Genomic DNA, 21,451 nt, shown 5'->3' on the forward strand with positions numbered 1-21,451 from the left:
CCGCCGCCGCGCGGAGCGGGCGGAAACGCGGCCGGTCAGTCGCGGCGCCGGTCGCGGCGCCCGCCGCCGTCGAGTTCGGCGTCGATGGCGTCCAGGTCGATCGGGGACAGCTCGTCGTCGGCGAGGGCGTCGTCGGACGGGCGCAGCCCGCGGCGGCGGTCGTTGAAGAAGGCCAGCAGCACGGCGGCCTCGAACAGCACGACGGTGGGCAGCGCCAGGGCCAGCATGGTGAACGGGTCGCCGCTGGGGGTGCCGACGGCGGCGAACACGAAGATGCCGAACAGGGCGAGCCGCTGGCTCTTGCGGAGCCGCTGGTAGCTGAGGACGCCCGCCATGTTGAGCACGACGACGAACAGCGGCAGCTCGAACGTCAGCCCGAACACCAGCAGCATCGCCAGCACGTAGCCGAGGTAGTGCTCGACGGAGATCAGCGGGGTGACGTCCTCGGCGACGAACCCGAGGAACAGCGACAGGCCCTTGTCGACGGTGACGTAGGCCAGGGCGGTGCCGACGAAGAACAGCGGCACGGCGGCGGCGAGGAAGACGTACGTCCAGCGGCGTTCACGCTGGTACAGGCCGGGCGCCACGAACGCCCAGAGCTGGTACAGCCACACCGGCGAGGACAGCACCAGCCCGAGGATCGCGGCGATCTTCAACTGGAGGAAGAACGAGGAGAAGATGCCGTTGACGACGAGCGTGCACTCGTTGCCGATCGTGTGGGTCTGCGGCAGGTCGCAGAACGGCTGCTTGAGGAAGTCCCACGCGGGGTCGAAGAAGATCCAGCCGATGATGGTGCCGATGATGAACGCGCCGATCGCCTTCATCAGCCGGTTCCGCAGCTCGCGCAGGTGATCGAGCAGCGGCATGCGGCCCTCGGGGTCGGCCGCCCGCCGCGTCGTCTTCTTCAGCATGGCCATTCTCGGGATGGTGGGGCCGGGGCGGTCAGTGCTGGTTGCGGCCGTAGTCGCTCACGGGCACGCCCTGGATCGGCTCGCCGGACGGCAGCGCGCCGGGACGGCGGTCGGTGTTGGCGCCGGCCTCGCGCTCGACGCGGTCGGCCTCGGCGCGGAGCTGCTCGGCGCGGAGCCGGGCGGTGCGCTCCCGCTCGGTCTCGGCGGGGGCCGGGGCGGGCGCGGCGGCGGCCTTGGCGGCGCTCTCGTCGTCGTCATCGTCGCGCAGGCCCTTGGTCTCCGCCTTGAGGATGCGGGCGGACTTGCCGAGCGAGCGCGCGAGCTGCGGAAGCTTCGCCGACCCGAAGATCAGCACGACGATCAGGAGCAGGATCAGGATCTCGGAGCCACCGAGGTTAGGCATGTGACGTCCTCTTCAGCAGGTGCGACTTACGACGATCGTACGCCCTCATCCACGTCCTGTGGGGAGCGAGTGTCGTGAAGTGTGCGAAGTTCATCCCGTAGTGCCCCTTGTTTGGGGGCGAGCCGCCGGCGCGTCCGGTCGAGTTCACGGCCCAGCCGCCGCACCGCGAGCCACACCTTGAACGCGCAGTACGCGAGCACGGCCAGGCCCGCCGAGCCCAGCGCCACGGCCAGGCCCGACCATCCGAGGGCCGTCATCGTCGCCGTCCTTCCGTCACGGGGCTCACACCGTCTCGTAGTGGGCCAGGGCCGCGGCGGCGTCGGCGCGGATCTCCCCGGCGAGCGCCGCGGGCGCCACGACGCGGCCCTGGTCGCCCAGCCGCAGCGCCAGGCCCCGCACCCAGCGGGTGTCGGGGGTGCGCAGCACGATCCGCAGCCGCCCCTCCCCCAGTTCGGTCACGCTCTCGCACGGGTAGTGGTCGGCGACCCACCGCCCGGCGGGCGCCAGTTCCAGCGTGACCCGCACGTCCTGCGGGGACGGGCGGAACAGGCCCGCGTCGACGTCGATGGGCTCGGCGCCGTCGGGGATGTCGGCGGGCACGTCCAGCACGGTCAGCCCGGTGACGCGGTCCAGGCGGAACAGCCGGACGGCCTCGGCGCGGCGGCACCACCCCTCCAGGTAGGTGGAGCCCTCCACGACGAGCACCCGCATCGGGTCGACGTCGCGTTCGGTGTTCTCGTCGCGCGCGGGCACGTAGTAGGTGAGGTGGACGCGGCGCCGAGCGGTGATCGCCTCGCGGAGCACGGCCAGGTGGTCGCGGGCGGCGCCGCCGCCGCCGACCTCGACCGACACCTGCCCGGCGACGGTCGCGGCCGCACCGGCGGCCGACTCCAGCTTGGCGATGACGCGGCTGAGCGCGTCGCGGTCGTGCGGGCCGGTGACCCCCGCCAGCATCCGCAGCGCCACCAGCAGCGCGGCGGCCTCGTCGACCTTGAGCCGCAGCGGCCGGGCGATCGACTCGGCCTCGGTGACGGTGATCTCCCCGCCCTCGTAGGACAGGTCGATCGGGCAGTAGGGGTCGGGGGCGCGCAGTTCCACGCACCACAGCAGGTTGAGGTCGTCGATGAGCTGCTTCTGGGTGACGCCGAACGCGGCGGCGGCCTCGTCCAGCATCACCGAGTCGCGGTTGACGACGTAGGGGACGAGCGCGAGCAGCCGCCCGAGCCGTCCGGTGGAGGTGGTCGCGGGCGTGCTCATGCCTCGTTCGCCTTCTCGCCGGTGGCCGCGCCCGCGTGCAGGGCGCGCTTGAGGTGCTGGATGACGGCCTCGCGCAGGTCGGGCGGGTCGAGCACGACGACGTCGGCGGCGAACCGCGCCAGGTAGGGCGCGAACCAGTCGGCGTCGCGGAAGGTCAGGGTGGCCTCGTCCCACTCGCCGCCGGGCAGGGGGCGGACCTCGCTCGCCCAGCGGCGCGGGCCGTGCGCGGCGCCGGCGCGCAGCCGGACGGTCGCCGGGCGGGGCTCGGCCTGCGCGTCGGGGGTGGCGAACGCCAGCGCCCGCACGTCCACGCCGTCCGGCACGGTGACGCTGCCGGGCGGCCCGTCCGGGGCGACGTCGCCGATGATGCGGCTGAGGCGGAACACGCGGCTCTCGCCCCGGTCGCGGTCGTGGCCGACGACGTACCAGCGGCCCCGCCGCGACACCACGCCCCACGGCTCCAGGTGGCGGCGCGCCGCCGCCGTGCGGCCCACGCCCTGGTAGGTGAACGTCACCGGGCGGCCGTCGCGGACGGCCTCCCACAGCGGCGGGAATGCCGGGTCGCCGGTGTCGACGCGCGGCTCGATGCCGAGTGCGGGCGCCGCGTCGGGCACCGAACCGGTCTCGACGCCGGCGGCGCGCAGCTTCAGCAGGGCGCCCGACACCGCGTCGGCCATGCTGGCGCGCTGCCACACCCGCGCCGCCAGGTTCAGCACCGCCGCCTCGTCGGGCGTCAGGTGCAGCTCGGGAAGCTCGTAGTCCTGCGGGGGGATGCGGTAGCCGATCTCCTCACCGCCGCCGCCGGACACGTCGCTGCCGACCTCCAGGGGGACGCCCAGCTCGCGCAGTTCCTCCTTGTCGCGCTCGAACATCCGCTTGAACGCCTCGGCGCCGTCCGGGTAGCCCGGGACGGCGCGGCGGATCTGCTCGGCCGTGAGGAACCGGCGGGTGGCGAGCAGGCACACCACCAGGTTGAGCAGGCGCTCGGTCTTGCGCCGTGACACCCTCGCCACCCTCTTCCGTGTGTTTCGCGCCGACGCGGCACGGTCTCCCGGGAAGGACGCTACCGTTTTCCGCTGTGATCCGATGGCGAGAAGGCACGGTAGAACGCGTCCGGCGGGAATGGCCGGGGGCGGTGGAACTGGACGTCGTGATCGGGGGCGACGGCGCGCACCGCGCCCTCGCCTATCCCGCCCTGGTGGGGCGGCCCGAGCCGGGCGACACCGTCCTGCTCAACACTACGGCCTTGGCGATGGGTCTGGGGACCGGCGGCTACGCGATGGTGGTGGCGGTCCCCGACCGGCTGCCGCCCGACCCGCCCGGACCCGGCCACCTGGTCAAGGCCCGCTACACGCCGCTCCAGGCGACCGTCCTCGGCGTGGACGAGCAGGACTCCCCGCACCACGCGGTGCTGCGCGACGCCGACTCCCTGGACGGCGCCCCGGTGATCGTCGCCGACCTGCACTCGGCGCTGCCGCCGATCCTGGCCGGGCTGCTGGCCGCGCGGCCCGGCACCCGCGTCGTCTACGTCATGCCGGACGGCGGCGCGCTGCCCGCCTGGTTCTCGATGTCGATCGCGCGGCTCCGCGAGGCGGGGGCGCTGGCGGCGACCGTGACGACCGGGCAGGCGTTCGGCGGCGACCTGGAGGCCGTCACCGTGCACACCGGGCTGCTCGCGGCGCGGCTCGTGCTGGACGCCGAGGTCATCGTCGTCGCGCAGGGGCCCGGGAACCTGGGCACCGGCACCCGCTGGGGGTTCTCCGGCGTGACCGCCGGTGAGGCCGTCAACGCCGCCGCCGTCCTGGCGGGCCGCCCCGTCGCCTCGCTGCGCGTCAGCGAGGGCGACCTGCGCGAGCGGCACATCGGCGTCTCCCACCACAGCGTCACCGCCTACGGGCGGGTGGCGCTGGCGCGCGCCGACGTGCCGGTGCCCGAGCTGGGCGGCCCGTTCGGCGCCCGGGTGGCGGCCGAGGCCGCCGTGCTCGGCGACCGCCACACGCTCGTCCCGGTCGGCGTCGAGGGCCTGCGCGAGGTGCTGGCCGCCGCCGAGCGCGACTGGGGGGTGCGGCTGTCCACGATGGGCCGCCGCCTGGACCAGGACCTGGCCTACTTCCTCACGGCCGCCGCGGCCGGACGGCACGCCGCCGCGCTGCTCTGACCACCGGCCCGGGCGGCCTCCTCCGGAGTGGCCATCGTCTGGAACGTGAACGCGCGCGGCGTCGGGCCGTGCTCGCGCAGCAGCGTCAGCCGCTCCATGCCCTCGGCGACCGTCGGGACGTGCCCGGCGGGAATCCACCACAGCACCAGGTGCGCCGCCGCCGGAGGGGCGAACCACTCGCGGCGGCGGCGCATGGCGTCCAGGTGCCCGCTGCGGTAGACGAACTCCCACAGCGCGTCGCGGCTCTCCCACACCGAGAAGTTGACGATGACGTCGTCCCCGGCGGGACGCAGAGCGGTGGCGTCCGCGGCGCCGTCCTCGACGAGCCGCCACACGAAGCCGGGGGCGGCGTCGGCGAGCGCATTGACGGGGCCGACGAGCGCGACGAACTCGGCCATGCGGGGATCGTCGAGGGGGTGCCGGAGGGGGGCGACGTTGAACTGGGCCAGGTGGTGTTCGGGCATGGGGCCACCCCATCACGGCCCGGCCTTCTAAGTCAATCTTTATTGTTTTTAGAGAGGGCGACGCAGCACAGCCCCGGCCGCGCGTCCATCCGCACCGCCACCTCCCCGCCCTCCAGCAACCCCTCCAGCAATGCCAGATTCATCCCGCACACCAGCGGAGGGAACTCCTCGGCCAGCACATGGAACGGGCAGTTGCGCAGCCGCAGCACCTCCCCGTCCGGGAACGGCTCATAGCCGCGCGCCGCCAGCAGCTCCGCCGCCGCGCCCAGATCCGCGCACGGCCCCGCCGCCAGCTCCCGGCCCCGCGCCCGCGCCGCGTCCTGGAGCGGCCCGTCCAGCCCCGCCCCCTCGACCGCCTCCGCCAGCACCGACGCCGCCGTCCGGTAATCGCGCGGCGGCAGCGACACGCCCCGCTCCCCCGCCGCCCGCCGGTACACCTTCGCCGGACGCCCCGCGCCCGGCCCCGACCGCCCCGACAACCGCCGCGACGCCGTCTCCAGCAGCCCCGCCTCCGCCAGCCGGTCCAGATGGAACGCCGCCAGCGTCCGCGTCACCCCGGCGGCCTCCGCCGCCTCGTTCCGCCCCACCTCGCGGCCCTGCCCCACCACGAACGTGTACAGCCGCCGCCGCACCGGGTCCTGCAACAGGCCGATCGCCTCGATGTCCTCCACCTGGGCATTCTAAGAACGACCCGGCCGCGCCCGGAACACGTCAGTGCGCGCCCAGCACGTCCACCACGAACACCAGCGTGTCGGTCTTGCGCAACTTGAACCGCTGCTCCCGCCACGGCGCCTTCCCCAGCGCCGGCGGCACCACCACCAGCACCCGCGAACCGACCTTCTGCCCCTGCAAACCCCGGTCCAGGCCCTGCACCAGCTCCTCGCCGCCGATCACCGCCGTGTGCAGCTCACCGTCCGCCCACGACGACCCCAGCACCTTCCCGTCCCGCCAGTTCATCAACTGGTACTGAAGGACCGCGAGCTGCCCCTTCTTCAACGGAGCACCCGACCCCTGCACCAGCGGACGCACCGTCAGGCCCTTCGGCGGCGCCGACCTCGGCATCGTCACCGGCACCGGCCGCCCCGCCACCGGCTCCCCCACCACCGGCAACCGCGCGTCCCCCGCCGCCCGCACCGGCCCCTTCACACCCGACGCGCGGGCGTACGAACCCAGCACGTCCAGCACGTACACCAGCGTGTCGCCGCCGTTCACCTGAAGCTCGGGGAACCCCTTCGCCCCGTACCCGTCCTTCGGCGGAACCCGCGCCACCACCCGCGACCCCGCCGCCACACCCTCCAGCGCCCGGTCCAGCCCCGGCACGACCTTCCCGAGCTGGAACCGCTCGGGCACCCGCGCGTCGAACGAACTCGCCAGCAGCCGGTGCCCCGAACCGTTCCACCGGTACCCGACGTAGTTCGCCACGACCAGATCGCCCTTGGCGACCTTGCGGCCCTCGCCCTTCTCCAGGGTCTTCACCGCGAACCCGTCCTCGGGCTCGGTGTCCTTGGGGAACGTCACCTTCGGCGCCGCGCCCCGGTCGCCCTTCACCTCGACCTGCACGTCGCCGCCGCTCGAACACCCGCCCGCCACCAGACCCGCCGCCAGCACCAGCGCCAGCGCGCCCGCCGAACCCGGACGGACACCGGCGCGCGGCCGGACCCGCGCAGAGAACGGACGCGACACGGGGGCGAAGCGGCGCATACTGGTCCTTCGGGGGTGGTGAGCGCGATGTGTGCGCGCTCACCCTACCCCGCAGGTGAGGGACAGGTGACCCCTCGGTAGGTACCGCCTCACATCCCCGCGATCAGCTTGTCGACGCGCTCGTCCACCGAACGGAACGGGTCCTTGCACAGCACCGTCCGCTGCGCCTGGTCGTTCAGCTTCAGATGCACCCAGTCCACCGTGAAGTCACGGCGCTTCTCCTGCGCCTTGCGGATGAACTCCCCGCGCAGCCGCGCCCGCGTCGTCTGCGGCGGCACCGACTTGGCCTCGAAGATGTCCAGATCACGCGAGACGCGCTCCACCGAACCCTTCTTCTCCAGCAGGTAGTACAACCCCCGCCCCCGGTGCACGTCGTGATACGCCAGATCGAGCTGCGCCACCCGCGGCGACGACAACGGCAGATCGTACTTGCGCCGGTACCGCTCGATGAGCTGGTACTTCGTCACCCAGTCGATCTCCCGCGCCACCAGATCCAGATCACCGGTCTCCACCGCGCGCAGCGTCCGCTCCCACAGGTCCAGCACCCGCTTGGACGTCGGATCGCCGCCCCGCCGGTCCACGAAGTCCTTCGCCTTGGAGAAGTACTCCTTCTGGATCTCCAGCGAACTCGCCTCGCGGCCGTTGGCCAGCCGCACCTTCCGGCGGCCCGTCATGTCATGGCTGACCTCGCGGATCGCGCGGATCGGGTTCTCCAGCGTCAGATCCCGCAGCACCACCCCGGCCTCGATCATCCGCAGCACCAGATCGGTCGCCCCGACCTTCAGCAGCATCGTGGTCTCGCTCATGTTCGAGTCGCCCACGATCACGTGCAGCCGCCGGAACCGCTCGGCGTCCGCGTGCGGCTCGTCCCGCGTGTTGATGATCGGCCGCGACCGCGTCGTCGCCGACGACACGCCCTCCCAGATGTGCTCCGCCCGCTGCGACACGCAGTACACCGCGCCGCGCGGCGTCTGGAGCACCTTGCCGGCGCCGCAGATGATCTGCCGCGTCACCAGGTACGGGATGAGCACGTCCGCCAGGCGTCCGAACTCGCCGTGCCGCCCCACCAGATAGTTCTCGTGGCAGCCATACGAATTGCCTGCCGAGTCGGTGTTGTTCTTGAACAGGTAGATGTCGCCGGCGATGCCCTCCTCGCGCAGCCGGCGCTCCGCGTCCACGAGCAGACCCTCCAGGATCCGCTCCCCCGCCTTGTCGTGCGTCACCAGATCCACGACGCTGTCGCACTCCGGCGTCGCGTACTCGGGGTGGCTGCCCACGTCCAGGTACAGCCGCGCCCCGTTCCGCAGGAACACGTTGCTGGAACGACCCCACGACACCACCCGGCGGAACAGATAGCGGGCCACCTCATCCGGTGACAACCGCCGCTGCCCGCGGAAGGTGCACGTCACGCCGTACTCGTTCTCAAGCCCGAAGATGCGCCTGTCCACACCCCGACCCTATGCGGCCGGGGCCCGTCTTGGCAGTCTCCCGAGCCCCCTAATTCCCCACCTCGCGTTCCCGCCCGCGCGGTGCGTCGCGGCTCCCCCGTCCCCTGTGCACTAAACCTTGGGAAACGGGGGAAAATGACCGACGCCTTTACGTTGTAGATCACGTGATGGGCACGAAAAAGCCCGCCACGGCCACCCCGGCCGCAGCGGGCCCCCTCACGACGCGCTCTGCGCCAGCAACTCCTCGATCCGCGCCGCCGGCAACCGCCGGAACAGCCGATGCTCCCGATGACGATCCAGCACCGCCACCTCCAGCGACGCCGCCACCAGCCGCCGATCCGCGTCCTGCGCCTCCAGCGCCCGCACCGCCGTCCGCAACGCGTCCGGCAACGCCGCACCCTCGCGGTACGCGTCCTTCAACGACTGCGCCACCGCCTCCGCCTGACCGCCCATCGCCACATAACCATGCTCGTCGGCCACCGAACCGTCGAACGTCAACCGGTAGATCTGATCGGTGTCCGCGTCCTCACCGACCTCCGCCACCACCAGCTCGACCTCGTACGGCTTGTTGGTCTCCGTGAAGATCGTCCCCAGCGACTGCGCGTACACGTTCGCCAGCCCCCGCGCCGTCACATCACGCCGGTCGTACTGGTACCCGTTCACATCCGCGTACCGCACACCGCCCAGCCGCAGATTCTCGAACTCGTTGTACTTCCCCACCGCCGCGAACGCGATCCGGTCATAGATCTCGCTGATCTTGTGCAGCGCCCGCGACGGATTGTCCGCCACGAACAGAATGCCGTCCGCATACTGGAGCACCACCACACTGCGGCCCCGCGCGATCCCCTTCCGCGCGTAGTCCGCCTTGTCCTTCATCTGCTGTTCAGGCGACACATAGAACGGCATCGACACCGGTCTGGTTCCCTTCTATCGCAGCGGGGCGGACGGCCCGCCCGGCGACTCATGACGTGCCTCGACGACCGAACGCGCCAACGCGCCCACATCGTCCTCACCGAACCGGCGATACCCCTCCGACGTCACCGCCGCCACCACCGGGAAGATTCCCCGCGTCAGATCAGGGCCACCCGTCGCCGAATCATCGTCCGCCGCGTCGTACAACGCCTGCACGCACACCAGCGCCGCGTCCTCCGCCGACAACTCCGGCCGGTACAGCTTCTTCAGCGAACCCCGCGCGAACACCGAACCCGAACCGATCGCATGGAACTCCCGCTCCTCGTACCGGCCGCCCGCCGGGTCGTACGAGAAGATCCGGCCCACGTCCCGCGCCTCGTCATACCCCGCGAACAACGGCACCACCGCCAGCCCCTGCATCGCCAGACCCAGGTTCCCGCGCACCATCGTCGCCAGCCGGTTCGCCTTGCCCTCCACCGACAGCGTCCGGCCCTCACGCTTCTCGTAATGCTCCAGCTCCACCTGGAACAACCGGACCATCTCGATCCCCAGCCCGGCCGTCCCCGCGATCGCGATCGCCGAGAACTCGTCCGCCCGGAACACCTTCTCGATGTCCCGCTGCGCGATCACGTTCCCCGACGTCGCCCGCCGGTCACCCGCCATCACCACGCCGCCCGCGAACGTCACCGCCACGATCGTCGTGCCATGCGGAATCTCGTCCCCCGCCGTCACCGCGCGCGGCAACGACCGGCCGCCCGGCAGCAGCTCCGGCGAATACCCGCCCAGGAACTCCGAGAACGAAGACGTGTCCGGACTGGCGAACAGCCCGGCCAACCGTCCGGAATGCGGATCGTGCGACGCCACGCGACTCCTTCCCTCCACCACGGCACCGGCCCGGCCCGAAGGACCCGGACGGCGCTGACCCTCCCGACCCTACTGTTCAACGACGCCCCACCGCATGCCACCCGAACCCGGATCAGCCCACGGCGAACCGCACCCCCGCTCACACGGCGCCGGCCGGGACCTTGATCCACCCTTCGCGCGGACCCTCGGCCTCACGGACACCCAGACGCGCCTCGGCGTCCGCCCTGCGGACCCCGGCCCAGTCGGACACCGCCGCCGGATCGACGTCCGGGACCGTGAACGACAGACGAGTGCCGCCCGCCTCCGTCGCGACCTCGGACACCAACGTCTGCGACAGATAGGCGGCGGCGCGGCGCAAGACGGCCGGATCGTCACGGAGCTGCCCCATGCCCGTGTTGCAACCGCCACAGAGCAGACCGCGCAGGGCGCCCGTGCTGTGGCAGTGGTCGACATTGTCGCCGGGACGGTCGCAGCAGATCGCGCACAGGCCCTTCTGGAGCCCGTGCAAGGCCAGAACATGCCGTCCGCCGAGGACCCGGCGGTGTCGTAGATCCTCGGGGCCGGCGACCACGGAATCCGCCCGCTGCGGGAATGACGAGACGAGCCTTCGGAGCGTTGGGAGATCGAGGTTCGCCGTTCCGAGTTCGAGACGCAGCAGGTCCGCGAACCAGGTCCGGTTCTCGAGATAGTCGGCGGCTTCGGTGATCCGCCAGATGTCGTCGTCGAACTGCCCGAGCCCACCGTTGCACGGGAAGCACAGCACGCCGCGGAAGCGCCGCGTCACGTGATCGTGGTCGACATGGACCGGGGCGGCGTCCAGGCACACTACGCAGACGCCGCCCTGCCTCCGGACCACCTGGTCGACCTCGGACTCGGTCAGGCCGTACCTGAGCTTGAGCAGGTAGTTGCGTTCCGAGCCGTGGTTCTTTCTCCGGTTCTCCGCTGTCGCCTTGGTGTGGCATGGCTTGCAGTATGCGGTGAGGCCGGACTTTTCGGCCTTATTACGCCCGAAGTTGGCTGTGGGTTGCGCCTTCTCGCAGCGTGGGCAGTATTTCATGCCTTCCGGGAGCGACTGTCGGGGTTTGAACGGTCTTGTCTGTTTGCCCTGACTCGCCTGCTTGCCACGATAGGAGGCGGCGTTGCGTTTGCCGAAGCAGTCCTTGCAATAGAGAGCGCGGCCGTCTGGGGATGCCTTGCTCTTCCAGAAGGCAGAGTGGGGCTTGATCTGGTCGCAGTCTCGGCATCTTTTGGCTTCCACGGCTTCATGCTATGGATTTTTGCCTTTGCGTGCCGCTGATTCTCCGCCCTGATTTTATGTCCGTTTTAGTCACTCTCCTCCCTTTTGGACGTAGCTGCGTACGAAGTCCTCTGCGTTCTCTTCGAGTACTTCGTCGATTTCGTCCAGAATTGAGTCGACGTCGTCGGAGAGCTTCTCGTTGCGCTCCTGGACGTCTTCGGACGTGGTGGCCTCGGTCTCCTCGACCTCGTCCGTGCGGCGGGTGGTCTGCTTCTGACCGCCGTTGTCCTTCGTGGCCATCCGTACCTCCTGGATCTTGCCGGAGCCCCCAGCCTAGCGCCGTAGACCGCCGGTCAGCGGGTGGCGCGATCAGTGTCACCCGCGGGCCGGTCGGAGGGCCTGGCACGGTTATCGCCCGCACCCGGAGCGCCGAAACGGTCGAAACGGTCACGAAAGAGCGGCGGCCGGGAGCGTTTCAACGACGGCGAAGGCCCGTCCGGCGCGCTGCCGGACGGGCCCTGAGCGATCTACGCTCCCGCGCGGGGCCGTTACTCCTGGCGCCCGGTGAGGGTCGCGACGAGGTCGGAGGCGGTGCGGCACTGGTCCAGCAGGGCGCCCACGTGGTCCTTGGTGCCGCGCAGCGGCTCCAGGGTGGGGACGCGCTGGAGGGACTCGCGGCCGGGGACGTCGAAGATGACCGAATCCCAGGAGGCGGCGGCGACGTTGTCGGCGTACTGGCGCAGGCAGCGGCCGCGGAAGTAGGCGCGGGTGTCCTCGGGGGGGTTCTCGATGGCGGCCTGGACGCGCGGCTCGGTGACGAGGCGGTCGATGCGGTCGCGGGCGACGAGGCGGTTGTAGAGGCCCTTGTCGTCGCGGACGTCGGTGTACTGGAGGTCGACGAGCTGGAGGCGCGGGTGGGACCAGTCGAGGCCGTCGCGGTCGCGGTAGCCCTCGAGCAGGTCGAGTTTGGCGACCCAGTCGAGTTCGCGGGAGAGCTGGCGGGGGTCGTCGCCGAGGCGGTGCAGGACGGATTCCCAGCGGTTGAGGACGTCCTTGGTCATGTCGTCGGTGTCGGCGCCGTACCGGTCCTCGACGTATTTGCGGGACTGTTCGAGGTATTCGAGCTGGAGTTGGACGGCGGTCATCTTGCGGCCGTCGCGGAGGGTGAGCAGGTGGCGGCAGCTCGGGTCGTGGGAGATGGCGCGGAGGGTGGCGACGGGCATGTCGACGGTGAGGTCGGTGGTGAGGAAGGAGTCCTCGATCATCGCCAGGACGAGGGCGGTGGTGCCGAGCTTGAGGTAGGTGGAGATCTCGCTCATGTTGGCGTCGCCGATGATGACGTGGAGGCGCCGGTATTTGTCGGGGTCGGCGTGGGGTTCGTCGCGGGTGTTGATGATGGGGCGCTTGAGGGTGGTCTCCAGGCCGACCTCGACTTCGAAGAAGTCGGCGCGCTGGCTGATCTGGAAGCCGTCGCCGCGGCCGTCGGCGCCGATGCCGACGCGGCCGGCGCCGGTGACGACCTGGCGGGAGACGAAGAAGGGGGTGAGGTGCCGGACGATGTCGGCGAAGGGCGTCTGGCGCTTCATGAGGTAGTTCTCATGGCAGCCGTAGGAGGCGCCCTTGTTGTCGGTGTTGTTCTTGTAGAGCTGGATGGGGTGGGTGCCGGGGATCTGGGCGGCGCGGGCGGCGGCGTCGGCCATGACGCGTTCGCCGGCCTTGTCCCAGAGGACGGCGTCGAGGGGGTTGGTGCATTCGGGGGCGGAGTATTCGGGGTGGGCGTGGTCGACGTAGAGGCGTGCGCCGTTGGTGAGGATGACGTTGGCGAGGCCGAGGTCTTCGTCGGTGAGCTGGGTGGGGTCGGCGACCTCGCGGGCGAGGTCGAAGCCGCGGGCGTCGCGGAGGGGGTTCTCCTCCTCGAAGTCCCAGCGGGCTCGTCTGGCCCGTGCGGCGGAGGCCGCGAGGTAGGCGTTGACGACCTGGGAGGAGGTCACCATCGCGTTGGCCCCTGGCTGGCCGGGTACGGAGATGCCGTACTCGGTCTCGATCCCCATGACGCGCCGAACACTCATATCGTCGAGCCTATCGGGGCGGCGGGGGTGGAGCCACGCGCGGGCAGTGCTTATGGTCGCGGCTTCGCCGCGACGGGTTCGGGGCCCTTTAGCGTGCGGCTTCCCTCGTCGCTTGGTCGCAGGGCGACCTTCGCTCCTCGGTCCAGCCGCACGCGGCCCCGAACGGTCACGGGGATCGGGTGACACGTCCGGTTTTATCGCGGTGACCGTTGTCGGCGTGTCGGGACGGGCCGGGGGCCGGGCCGCACTTCGCGGCCCGGCCCCCGGTGCGTCACATCACAGGTACTGGCCGGTGTTGGCGACGGTGTCGATGGAGCGGCCGGATTCGGAGCCCTTGGTGCCGGAGACGAGCGTGCGGATGTAGACGATCCGTTCGCCCTTCTTGCCGGAGATGCGGGCCCAGTCGTCGGGGTTGGTGGTGTTGGGCAGGTCTTCGTTCTCGCTGAACTCGTCGACGCAGGCGGCGAGCAGGTGCTGGACGCGCATGCCCTTGGTGCCGGTGTCGAGGAACTGCTTGATGGCCATTTTCTTGGCCCGGTCGACGATGTTCTGGATCATCGCGCCGGAGTTGAAGTCCTTGAAGTAGAGGACTTCCTTGTCGCCGTTGGCGTAGGTGACTTCGAGGAAGCGGTTCTCCTCGGTCTCGGTGTACATCCGCTCGACGACGCGCTGGATCATGGCGTCGACGGTGGCGCCGGTGTTGTCGCCGTGTTCGCCGACGTCGTCGGGGTGCAGGGGCAGGCCCGGCAGGATGTACTTGGAGAAGATGTCCTTGGCGGCTTCGGCGTCGGGCCGCTCGATCTTGATCTTGACGTCGAGCCGTCCGGGCCGCAGGATCGCCGGGTCGATCATGTCCTCGCGGTTGGAGGCGCCGATGACGATGACGTTCTCCAGCCCCTCGACGCCGTCGATCTCGCTGAGGAGCTGCGGGACGATGGTGTTCTCCACGTCGGAGGAGACGCCGGAACCGCGGGTGCGGAAGATGGAGTCCATCTCGTCGAAGAACACGATGACGGGCGTGCCGGCGGACGCCTTCTCCCGGGCGCGCTGGAAGACGAGCCGGATGTGGCGCTCGGTCTCGCCGACGTACTTGTTGAGGAGTTCGGGGCCCTTGATGTTGAGGAAGAAGCTCTTGCCCTCCTCGCCGGTCTGTTCGGCGACCTTCTTGGCGAGGGAGTTGGCGACGGCCTTGGCGATGAGCGTCTTTCCGCAGCCGGGGGGCCCGTAGAGCAGGACGCCCTTGGGCGGCCGGAGCTGGTGCTCGCGGAAGAGGTCGGCGTGCAGGTAGGGCAGTTCGACGGCGTCGCGGATCATTTCGATCTGGGAGCCGAGCCCGCCGATCTCCTCGTAGGAGATGTCGGGCACCTCTTCGAGGACGAGTTCTTCGACCTCGGCCTTGTGGATCTTCTCGTAGGCGTAGCCGGAGCGGGGTTCGAGCATCAGGGAGTCGCCGGCGCGCAGCGGGAGGCCGCGCAGGGGTTCGGCGAGTTTGATGATGCGTTCCTCGTCGGCGTGCGCGATGACGAGGGCGCGTTCGCCGTCGTCGAGCAGTTCCTTGAGCATGACGACTTCGCCCTGCTCTTCGAAGCTGAGGGCTTCGACGACGTTGAGGGCCTCGTTGAGCATGACCTCCTGGCCGCGCTTCAGGTCGTCGACGTCGACTCCGGGGCTGACGTTGACGCGGAGTTTGCGTCCCCCGGTGAAGATGTCGACGGTGCCGTCGTCGCGGGCGTCGAGGAAGACGCCGTAGCCGGAGGGGGGTTGGGCGAGCCGGTCGACCTCTTCCTTGAGGGCGACGATCTGCTCGCGTGCTTCTTTGAGGGTCGATACGAGACGTTCGTTCTGACCCGTCACGGCGGCCAGGTTGGCCTGTGCCTCATGGAGACGTTCTTCCAGTACCCGTACTTGGCGCGGGGATTCCGCGAGTCTGCGTCGCAGTACGGAGATCTCCTCCTCCAGGAAGGACATCTGTGTCCGGAGGTCCTTGACCTCCTTGTCGTTCTGCGCGCTGCGCGCCCCAGCATCATCACGAGCGGCCACGCCCCGTCACCTCCTCACGAAGAGAGCCGACGACCTAGTGAGGACCCTACCTATCTCGGAGGCGTCCGTAACCTGCCCGTGCGGTTCTCCTGTGGCGGGCCGGGGCGGGCGGGCGGCGCCGGGGCCGTCCGGGGCGGGCTCGGCGCGGGGGCGCGGGGGCGGGTTCGTGCAGGCAGGGGCGTTGTGCGCGGGGCGTGTCGGCGTGCTGAGCTGGTGTGTTCGGCGGGGTGGGGTGCGGGCGGGCGGCCGCGTGAATTTCGCGTTACGCGGATGCCCGGGGCGGTGGTCCCGGGCGTGGCGTGACGCGAATGTGATCTACGCCTCTTCCGGCGTGTCGCCGGTGGCGGGGGCGGTGTCGAGGGGGGCGCCCTTGGCGGGACGGCGGCGCCGGGCGGGCGGGGTGACGCCGTCGGCGAGGCGGCGGGCGGTGACGAGGAAGCCGGTGTGGCCGATCATGCGGTGGTCGGGGCGGACGGCGAGTCCCTCGACGTGCCAGGAGCGCAGCAGCGTCTCGAAGGCGTAGGGCTCGGCGAAGGCGCCGTGGCCGCGCAGTTCTTCGACGACGCGGGACATCTGGGTGGTGGTGGCGATGTAGACGCAGATCATGCCGCCGGGGATGAGGGCCTTGGCGGCGGCGTCGGCGACCTCCCAGGGGGCGAGCATGTCGAGGACGACGCGGTCGACGTCGGTTTCGGCGAGGGCGTCTTCGACGGAGCCGACGGTGAGGTTCCAGGAGGGGTGGGGTCCGCCGAAGAACTTCTCGACGTTGGCGCGGGCGATGTCGGCGAAGTCGGCGCGGCGTTCGTAGGAGGACACGTGGCCGTGTTCGCCGACGGCGCGGAGGAGGAAGCAGGTGAGTGCGCCGGAGCCGGCGCCGGCCTCGACGACGCGGGCGCCGGGGAAGATGTCGGCCTGAGCGACGATCTGGGCGGCGTCCTTGGGGTAGACGACGGCGGCGCCGCGCGGCATGCGGACGGCGAAGTCGGTGAGCAGGGGCCGGAAGGCGAGGTATTCGACGGCGCCGGTGGAGCGGAAGACGGAGCCTTCGGGGCTGCCGATGATGTCCTCGTGCGGGATGGAGCCCTTGTGGGAGTGGTAGACCTTGCCGGGCTGGAGGGTGATGGTGTTGATGCGGCCCTTGGGGTCGGTGAGCTGAACCTGGTCGCCGGGGCGGAACGGGCCGTGCGGGATGCGGCCGGTCGCGGTCGTGGCGGGGGTGGGCTGTGCGGGGGTGGCGGGTTCGCTCATGGGGGTCAAGGTTAGCGGCGCGGTGGACCGGTTCCGCTGGTGAGCGCGGCGGGGGTCAGCGTCCGGCGAAGGCGCGGTCGACGTCGGTGAGGACGAGGACGCCGTAGACGGTGCCGTCGGGTTCGGTGAGGAGGTATTCGGCGGCGGGGGCGCGGCGGAGGGCGTCGATGAGGGTGTCGCCGGCGAGGTCGGCGGGCAGGGTGCGGTCGGCGTCGAGGGTGCGGGCGAGGTCGCCGGTGGGTATCCAGGGGCGGCGGTGCTCGGGGGTGGCGGTGACGGCCTGTTCGCTGACGATGCCGCGGGGGTTGCCGTCGTGGTCGGTGACGACGATGGCGCCGGCGTGGTCGGCCTGGGCGCGGCGGACGGCTTCGGCGAGGGGGACGTCGGCGGTGACGAGGGCGGCGCGGCGGGCGAGGGCGCGGGCGTTGAGGCGGGGGATGCGGTCGCGGACGTGTTCGGCGCGGAGGGCCTGGGTGGCGCCGACCCAGATGAAGGAGGCGATGAGGGCGGACCAGATGAGGGTGAGCCAGCCGATGCCGTCGCCGGTGCCGGTGGTGGCGAGGACGGCGCCGCCGAGGAGGCAGAGGAGGGCGACGCCGCGGCCGATCCAGGCGGCGGCGACGCCGCCGTCGCGAGGCCGTCCGGTGATCTTCCAGACGGCGGCGCGGACGACGCGTCCGCCGTCGAGGGGCAGGCCGGGCAGGAGGTTGAAGAGGCCGACGAGGAGGTTGGCGAAGGTGAGGGCGTCGACGAGGAGCAGGGCGACGGGCGGGAGGGGCAGCAGGAGGTGGGCGAGGATGCCGAGGCCGGCGAGGACGAGGTTGGTGAGGGGTCCGGCGAAGGCGATGAGGAATTCGTGGCGGGGGGTGGGTGATTCGCGTTCGATGGCGGTTTCGCCGCCGAGGATGTGGAGGGTGACCGAGCGGACGGGGAGGCCGAGGGCGCGGGCGGTGACGGCGTGGCTGAGTTCGTGGACGAACACCGAGCCGTAGAGCAGGACGGCGTAGGTGAACGCGACGGCGTAGCTGCCGGGCTGGGCGATGACGTCGCGGACCTGGGACTCGAAGAGCAGGGTGATGACGGCGGCGACGACGAACCAGCTCGGTGAGACGTAGACGGGGACGCCGAAGGGGCGTCCGAAGGGGATGCCGGGGCTGCGCGGGGGCTGTCCGGGGCCGTCGGGGCCGTTGCCGGCGGGGGTTCCGGGGGCCGAGGGCGCGCTGTTGGTCACGGTGTCGATGCTACGGCCCCGGCGGGGGTGGCGGCCCGGCGGGCCGGGCGCGTGGCCTGCGGCGGGCCGGGGGCGGGTGCGGGTGGGACATGCGCGGGGGGTGCGGGGGTGGCGGGATTCGTCGGGGGTCTCGCCTACGCTGCTGGGTCATGACGACGGAGACGGATGCGGGGACGGGTGCGGCGCCGGTGGGGGCGGCGGGGTCGCTGTCGCCGTCGCGGGCCGGGGATTTCATGACGTGCCCGTTGCTGTACCGGTTCCGGGTGATCGACCGGATTCCGGAGAAGTCGTCGCCGGCGCAGGTGCGCGGCACGCTGGTGCACGCGGTGCTGGAGCGGCTGTACGACCTTCCGGCGGAGCGGCGGACGGTCGCGGCGGCGGTGGAGCTGCTGGGGCCGGAGTGGGAGCGGCTGCTGGCCGAGGGGCCGGAGCTGGCGGACCTGTTCGACGGCGACGGCGGCGACGCGGACGGCGCGCGGCGCGGGGCGTGGCTGGAGCAGGCGAAGGAGCAGGTGGAGCGGTATTTCACGTTGGAGGACCCGACGCGGCTGGAGCCGGCCGAGCGTGAGGTGTTCGTGGAGACGGTGCTGCCGTCGGGGTTGCGGTTGCGGGGGTTCATCGACCGGGTGGACGTGGCGCCGGCGGGTCAGGTGCGGATCGTCGACTACAAGACGGGCACGGCGCCGCGTGCGGACTTCGAGGCGCGGGCGCTGTTCCAGATGAAGTTCTACGCGCTGGTGGTGTGGCGGTTGCGGGGTGAGGTCCCGGCGCTGCTGCAACTGATGTACCTGGGCAACGGCGAGGTGCTGCGCTACCAGCCGGACGAGGCGGATCTGCGGGCGACGGAGCGGAAGGTGGAGGCGCTGTGGGCGGCGATCCGCCGCGCGATGGACACGGGCGAGTGGCGTCCGCGCCGCAGCCGCCTGTGCGGCTGGTGCGACCACCAGTCCCGCTGCCCGGAGTGGGGCGGCACGCCCCCGCCGCTGCCCCTGGTCCCGGTCCCCCGCGTGTCCCCCGCAGACGTCGAGTCGGCAGCACGCGAGCAACACGATGTCTGAAACAAGAGCCGCCGACCCGATAAAATCGGACGTGATCCCGAACCCCGTGAACGTTCGGGGCCGCGTGCGGCTGGACTGAGGAGCGAAGGTCGCCCTGCGACCAAGCGACGAGGGAAGCCGCACGCCACAGAGGCCCCGAACCGTCGCGGCTCCGCCGCGACCATGAGCACAGTCCTCCTTGGGGAGGATCGCGGTTCAGCGTTCAGGAGGGGGGATCACCCGGGGTGACCTCCTAGGGTGAGAAGCGTGTCACCCCGCATCCGCGCTCTCGGCGCCTGTGTCGCCTGGTTGAAGGCCCGTCCGCAGGCGGCCGACGGCGTGCTCGCGCTGGTGTTGCTGGCGGTGGGGCTGCCGCAGATGCTGTTGCAGCCGCTGCCGGAGGACATGGCGGGCATGTGGCGCGAGCCGGACGGGTGGCAGGTCGCGGCGACGGCGCTGATGGCGGCGTCGCTGACGTTGCGGCGCCGGTGTCCGATGGCGGTGCTGGTGGCGGTGCTGGCGTTGAGCCTGCCGTTGACGTTGCGGGGGTACGCGCCGTCGCTGGTGGACATGGTGGCGGTGTTCCTGGCGGTGTACGGGGTGGCGGCGCACCGGCCGCTGGCGCGCAGCGCGCTGGGGGGCGTGCTGGGGCTGGCGGTGTTCAACCTGACGTTGCTGGTCCTGCCGACCACCGTCGATTTCATGGGGTACATGACGAACAACCTGCTGCTGGTGGGTGTGTGGGTGCTGGGGCGGAACCTGCGGATGCGCCGGTTGTACTTCGCCGAACTGGAGGACCGCGCGGCGCGGCTGGAGCGGGTGCGGGGCACGGACGCGCGGGCGGCGCGGATCGAGGAGCGGTCGCGGATCGCGCGGGAGCTGCACGACGTGGTGGCGCACCACGTGAGCGTGATGACGGTGCAGGCGGGCGCGGCAAGGCGGATCATCGACCGTAATCCGGCGGGGGCGCGGGAGGCGATGTCGACGATCGAGGAGGTCGGGCGGACGGCGCTGAGCGAGATGCGGCGGATCGTCGGGGTGCTGCGCACCGACCGGGACGCCGACGCGGGCGGCGGCGGGGAGCTGGCGCCGCAGCCGGGGCTGGGTGATCTGGCGTCGCTGCTGGACCATCTGCGGGAGACGGGCCTGTCGGTGCAGTTGTGGATCGAGGGTGAGGCGCGGTCGCCGTCGCCGGGGGTGGACGTGGCGGCGTTCCGGCTGATCCAGGAGGCGCTGACGAACACGTTGAAGCACGCGGGGCCGCAGGCGCGGGCGTGGGTGCGGGTGCGGTACGGGGCGTCGGATCTGACGGTGGAGGTCGAGGACGACGGCCGCGGCACCGCGACGATCATGGCGGGGGCGGAGGAGCGTCCGGGGCACGGCCTGGTCGGGATGTACGAGCGGGTCGCGTTGTACGGCGGGGAGTTGAAGATCGGGCCCCGGGTGGGGGGCGGGTTCGGGGTGCGGGCCCGGTTCCCGCTGGAGGCGTGAGGCCGGTGCCCCGGCCGGGCGGCGCGGGTCGTCGCCGGGCGGGGTGCGGGCGTAGGTTGGGCGCGGTGGCGCAGGGCCGCCGGGTGGCGAGGGTGAGCGGAGCGAGCGGTTGAGCGCGGTACGGGTGCTGCTGGTGGACGACCAGCCGTTGCTGCGGACGGGGTTCCGGCTGATCCTGGAGGCCGAGGCGGACATCGCGGTCGTCGGGGAGGCCGGGGACGGCGCGGTGGCGGTGGAGCTGACGCGGTCGCTGCTGCCGGACGTGGTCCTGATGGACATCCGGATGCCGGGCGTCGACGGGATCGAGGCGACGCGGCGGATCATCCGGGACGGCGCGGCGTCGCATGATCCGCGGGTGCTGATCCTGACGACGTTCGACCTGGACGAGTACGTGATCGAGGCGGTGCGGGCGGGCGCGTCGGGGTTCCTGCTGAAGGACTCGCCGCCGGAGGACCTGGTGGCGGCGATCCGGATCGTGGCCGACGGCGACGCGATCGTGGCGCCGAGCGTGACGCGGCGGCTGCTGGACAAGTTCGCGTCGCGGCTGCCGGCGGTGCGGGACGCGGCGCCGCCGCCGGGGCTGAACACGCTGACCGAGCGGGAGCGCGAGGTGCTGACGCACGTGGCGCGGGGCCGGTCGAACGCGGAGATCGCGGCGGAGCTGGTCGTGAGCGAGACGACGGTGAAGACGCACGTGGGCAACGTGCTGTCGAAGCTGGGCCTGCGCGACCGGGTGCAGGCGGTGGTGTACGCGTACGAGACGGGGCTGAGCCGTCCGGGCCAGACGTGACCGGCCTCGGGGTGCGACCCCGACTCAGGGCGGGGTCGTCCTACTCCTGAAGGACCAGAGGGCCGGGGGGTCTCCTGCCTTCGGCGGACCGTGAAGTCCCTTCCGGAGACTCATCCGCGGGCCGCGAGCGGCTTCTACTGTTCTGTGGTGAGGGACGGCCCGCACGGGCCGGCCCGGTCGTATCCGCGGA

Annotated in this window: 20 protein-coding genes; 4 read left to right on the forward strand and 16 right to left on the reverse strand. The window is 71.5% G+C overall.

Annotated elements, in window-relative coordinates:
* Window positions 1-35 precede the first annotated feature (35 nt).
* The 4 genes from tatC to C229_RS0117700 form a co-directional block, all read right to left on the reverse strand.
* Complete coding sequence (gene tatC / locus C229_RS0117680; protein WP_018656424.1) at window positions 36-917, reverse strand: twin-arginine translocase subunit TatC; 882 nt, start codon at window positions 915-917, stop codon at window positions 36-38.
* 25 nt (window positions 918-942) lie between these two features.
* The gene (tatA, locus tag C229_RS0117685) at window positions 943-1,314 is read right to left on the reverse strand and encodes a Sec-independent protein translocase subunit TatA (protein WP_018656425.1); all 372 of its coding nucleotides are present in this window, start codon (window positions 1,312-1,314) and stop codon (window positions 943-945) included.
* A 282-nt stretch (window positions 1,315-1,596) separates the two neighbouring features.
* Entirely contained in the window at window positions 1,597-2,571 is a 975-nt protein-coding gene (locus C229_RS0117695; RefSeq protein WP_018656427.1) for a helix-turn-helix transcriptional regulator, read from the reverse strand.
* Window positions 2,568-3,575 (reverse strand): helix-turn-helix transcriptional regulator, encoded by a 1,008-nt coding sequence (locus tag C229_RS0117700; RefSeq protein WP_018656428.1) that lies wholly within the window; start codon window positions 3,573-3,575, stop codon window positions 2,568-2,570. The genes C229_RS0117695 and C229_RS0117700 overlap by 4 nt, the downstream gene beginning before the upstream one ends.
* 74 nt (window positions 3,576-3,649) lie before the next feature.
* Between C229_RS0117700 and C229_RS0117705 the strand changes: the two genes are divergently transcribed.
* A complete protein-coding gene (locus tag C229_RS0117705) occupies window positions 3,650-4,729 on the forward strand; it encodes a DUF3866 family protein (RefSeq protein WP_081639924.1) in 1,080 nt (359 codons plus the stop codon).
* On the opposite strand, the gene C229_RS0117710 is transcribed toward C229_RS0117705, so the two are convergent.
* The 12 genes from C229_RS0117710 to C229_RS0117770 all read right to left on the reverse strand — a co-directional run bounded on the left by C229_RS0117710 (window position 4,678) and on the right by C229_RS0117770 (window position 17,943).
* Entirely contained in the window at window positions 4,678-5,193 is a 516-nt protein-coding gene (locus C229_RS0117710) for a DUF3291 domain-containing protein (RefSeq protein WP_018656430.1), read from the reverse strand. The two genes, C229_RS0117705 and C229_RS0117710, sit on opposite strands and share 52 nt — an antisense overlap.
* A gap of 32 nt (window positions 5,194-5,225) precedes the next feature.
* Window positions 5,226-5,864 (reverse strand): helix-turn-helix transcriptional regulator, encoded by a 639-nt coding sequence (locus tag C229_RS0117715; RefSeq protein WP_018656431.1) that lies wholly within the window; start codon window positions 5,862-5,864, stop codon window positions 5,226-5,228.
* Window positions 5,865-5,904: 40 nt separating this feature from the next.
* Window positions 5,905-6,894, reverse strand: a complete 990-nt coding sequence (locus tag C229_RS0117720) for an FKBP-type peptidyl-prolyl cis-trans isomerase (RefSeq protein ID WP_018656432.1) — start codon at window positions 6,892-6,894, stop codon at window positions 5,905-5,907.
* Between the two features lie 89 nt (window positions 6,895-6,983).
* Window positions 6,984-8,342 (reverse strand): Pup--protein ligase, encoded by a 1,359-nt coding sequence (gene pafA, locus C229_RS0117725; protein ID WP_026313893.1) that lies wholly within the window; start codon window positions 8,340-8,342, stop codon window positions 6,984-6,986.
* Window positions 8,343-8,558: 216 nt separating this feature from the next.
* Window positions 8,559-9,248 (reverse strand): proteasome subunit alpha, encoded by a 690-nt coding sequence (gene prcA, locus C229_RS0117730; RefSeq protein ID WP_033424534.1) that lies wholly within the window; start codon window positions 9,246-9,248, stop codon window positions 8,559-8,561.
* A 21-nt stretch (window positions 9,249-9,269) separates the two neighbouring features.
* Entirely contained in the window at window positions 9,270-10,118 is an 849-nt protein-coding gene (gene prcB / locus C229_RS0117735) for a proteasome subunit beta (RefSeq protein WP_026313894.1), read from the reverse strand.
* Window positions 10,119-10,257: 139 nt separating this feature from the next.
* A complete protein-coding gene (locus C229_RS0117740; RefSeq protein ID WP_240487325.1) occupies window positions 10,258-11,376 on the reverse strand; it encodes an endonuclease VII domain-containing protein in 1,119 nt (372 codons plus the stop codon).
* A 69-nt stretch (window positions 11,377-11,445) separates the two neighbouring features.
* Window positions 11,446-11,655 (reverse strand): ubiquitin-like protein Pup, encoded by a 210-nt coding sequence (locus C229_RS0117750; protein WP_018656437.1) that lies wholly within the window; start codon window positions 11,653-11,655, stop codon window positions 11,446-11,448.
* A gap of 248 nt (window positions 11,656-11,903) precedes the next feature.
* Window positions 11,904-13,424: a depupylase/deamidase Dop gene (gene dop, locus C229_RS0117755; RefSeq protein ID WP_081639925.1), complete on the reverse strand. Its 1,521-nt coding sequence runs from the start codon at window positions 13,422-13,424 to the stop codon at window positions 11,904-11,906.
* A 276-nt stretch (window positions 13,425-13,700) separates the two neighbouring features.
* Window positions 13,701-15,464, reverse strand: coding sequence for a proteasome ATPase (gene arc / locus C229_RS0117760; RefSeq protein ID WP_026313895.1), 1,764 nt, complete (start codon window positions 15,462-15,464; stop codon window positions 13,701-13,703).
* A 315-nt stretch (window positions 15,465-15,779) separates the two neighbouring features.
* Window positions 15,780-16,712, reverse strand: a complete 933-nt coding sequence (locus tag C229_RS0117765) for a tRNA (adenine-N1)-methyltransferase (protein ID WP_018656440.1) — start codon at window positions 16,710-16,712, stop codon at window positions 15,780-15,782.
* A 55-nt stretch (window positions 16,713-16,767) separates the two neighbouring features.
* A complete protein-coding gene (locus C229_RS0117770) occupies window positions 16,768-17,943 on the reverse strand; it encodes a site-2 protease family protein (RefSeq protein WP_018656441.1) in 1,176 nt (391 codons plus the stop codon).
* A gap of 149 nt (window positions 17,944-18,092) precedes the next feature.
* On the opposite strand from C229_RS0117770, the gene C229_RS0117775 reads away from it, so the two are divergent.
* The 3 genes from C229_RS0117775 to C229_RS0117785 all read left to right on the forward strand — a co-directional run bounded on the left by C229_RS0117775 (window position 18,093) and on the right by C229_RS0117785 (window position 21,261).
* On the forward strand, window positions 18,093-19,001 hold the full coding sequence (locus C229_RS0117775) for a RecB family exonuclease (protein ID WP_026313896.1): 909 nt from the start codon (window positions 18,093-18,095) through the stop codon (window positions 18,999-19,001).
* A gap of 246 nt (window positions 19,002-19,247) precedes the next feature.
* Window positions 19,248-20,471, forward strand: a complete 1,224-nt coding sequence (locus C229_RS0117780) for a sensor histidine kinase (protein WP_018656443.1) — start codon at window positions 19,248-19,250, stop codon at window positions 20,469-20,471.
* A gap of 109 nt (window positions 20,472-20,580) precedes the next feature.
* Window positions 20,581-21,261: a response regulator gene (locus tag C229_RS0117785; RefSeq protein WP_033424479.1), complete on the forward strand. Its 681-nt coding sequence runs from the start codon at window positions 20,581-20,583 to the stop codon at window positions 21,259-21,261.
* Window positions 21,262-21,451 lie beyond the last annotated feature (190 nt).

Origin of the sequence: Actinomadura flavalba DSM 45200, from assembly GCF_000374305.1 — a bacterium.
GTDB lineage: Bacteria > Actinomycetota > Actinomycetes > Streptosporangiales > Streptosporangiaceae > Spirillospora > Spirillospora flavalba.

Excerpts from the sequence above, each read along its gene's own strand:
- dop (WP_081639925.1), bottom strand. The coding sequence starts at position 13,424 with ATGAGTGTTCGGCGCGTCATGGGGATCGAGACCGAGTACGGCATCTCC.
- C229_RS0117720 (WP_018656432.1), bottom strand. The coding sequence starts at position 6,894 with ATGCGCCGCTTCGCCCCCGTGTCGCGTCCGTTCTCTGCGCGGGTCCGG.
- C229_RS0117710 (WP_018656430.1), bottom strand. The coding sequence starts at position 5,193 with ATGCCCGAACACCACCTGGCCCAGTTCAACGTCGCCCCCCTCCGGCAC.
- C229_RS0117775 (WP_026313896.1), top strand. The coding sequence starts at position 18,093 with ATGACGACGGAGACGGATGCGGGGACGGGTGCGGCGCCGGTGGGGGCG.
- tatC (WP_018656424.1), bottom strand. The coding sequence starts at position 917 with ATGGCCATGCTGAAGAAGACGACGCGGCGGGCGGCCGACCCCGAGGGC.
- tatA (WP_018656425.1), bottom strand. The coding sequence starts at position 1,314 with ATGCCTAACCTCGGTGGCTCCGAGATCCTGATCCTGCTCCTGATCGTC.
- prcA (WP_033424534.1), bottom strand. The coding sequence starts at position 9,248 with ATGCCGTTCTATGTGTCGCCTGAACAGCAGATGAAGGACAAGGCGGAC.
- C229_RS0117695 (WP_018656427.1), bottom strand. The coding sequence starts at position 2,571 with ATGAGCACGCCCGCGACCACCTCCACCGGACGGCTCGGGCGGCTGCTC.
- C229_RS0117765 (WP_018656440.1), bottom strand. The coding sequence starts at position 16,712 with ATGAGCGAACCCGCCACCCCCGCACAGCCCACCCCCGCCACGACCGCG.
- C229_RS0117750 (WP_018656437.1), bottom strand. The coding sequence starts at position 11,655 with ATGGCCACGAAGGACAACGGCGGTCAGAAGCAGACCACCCGCCGCACG.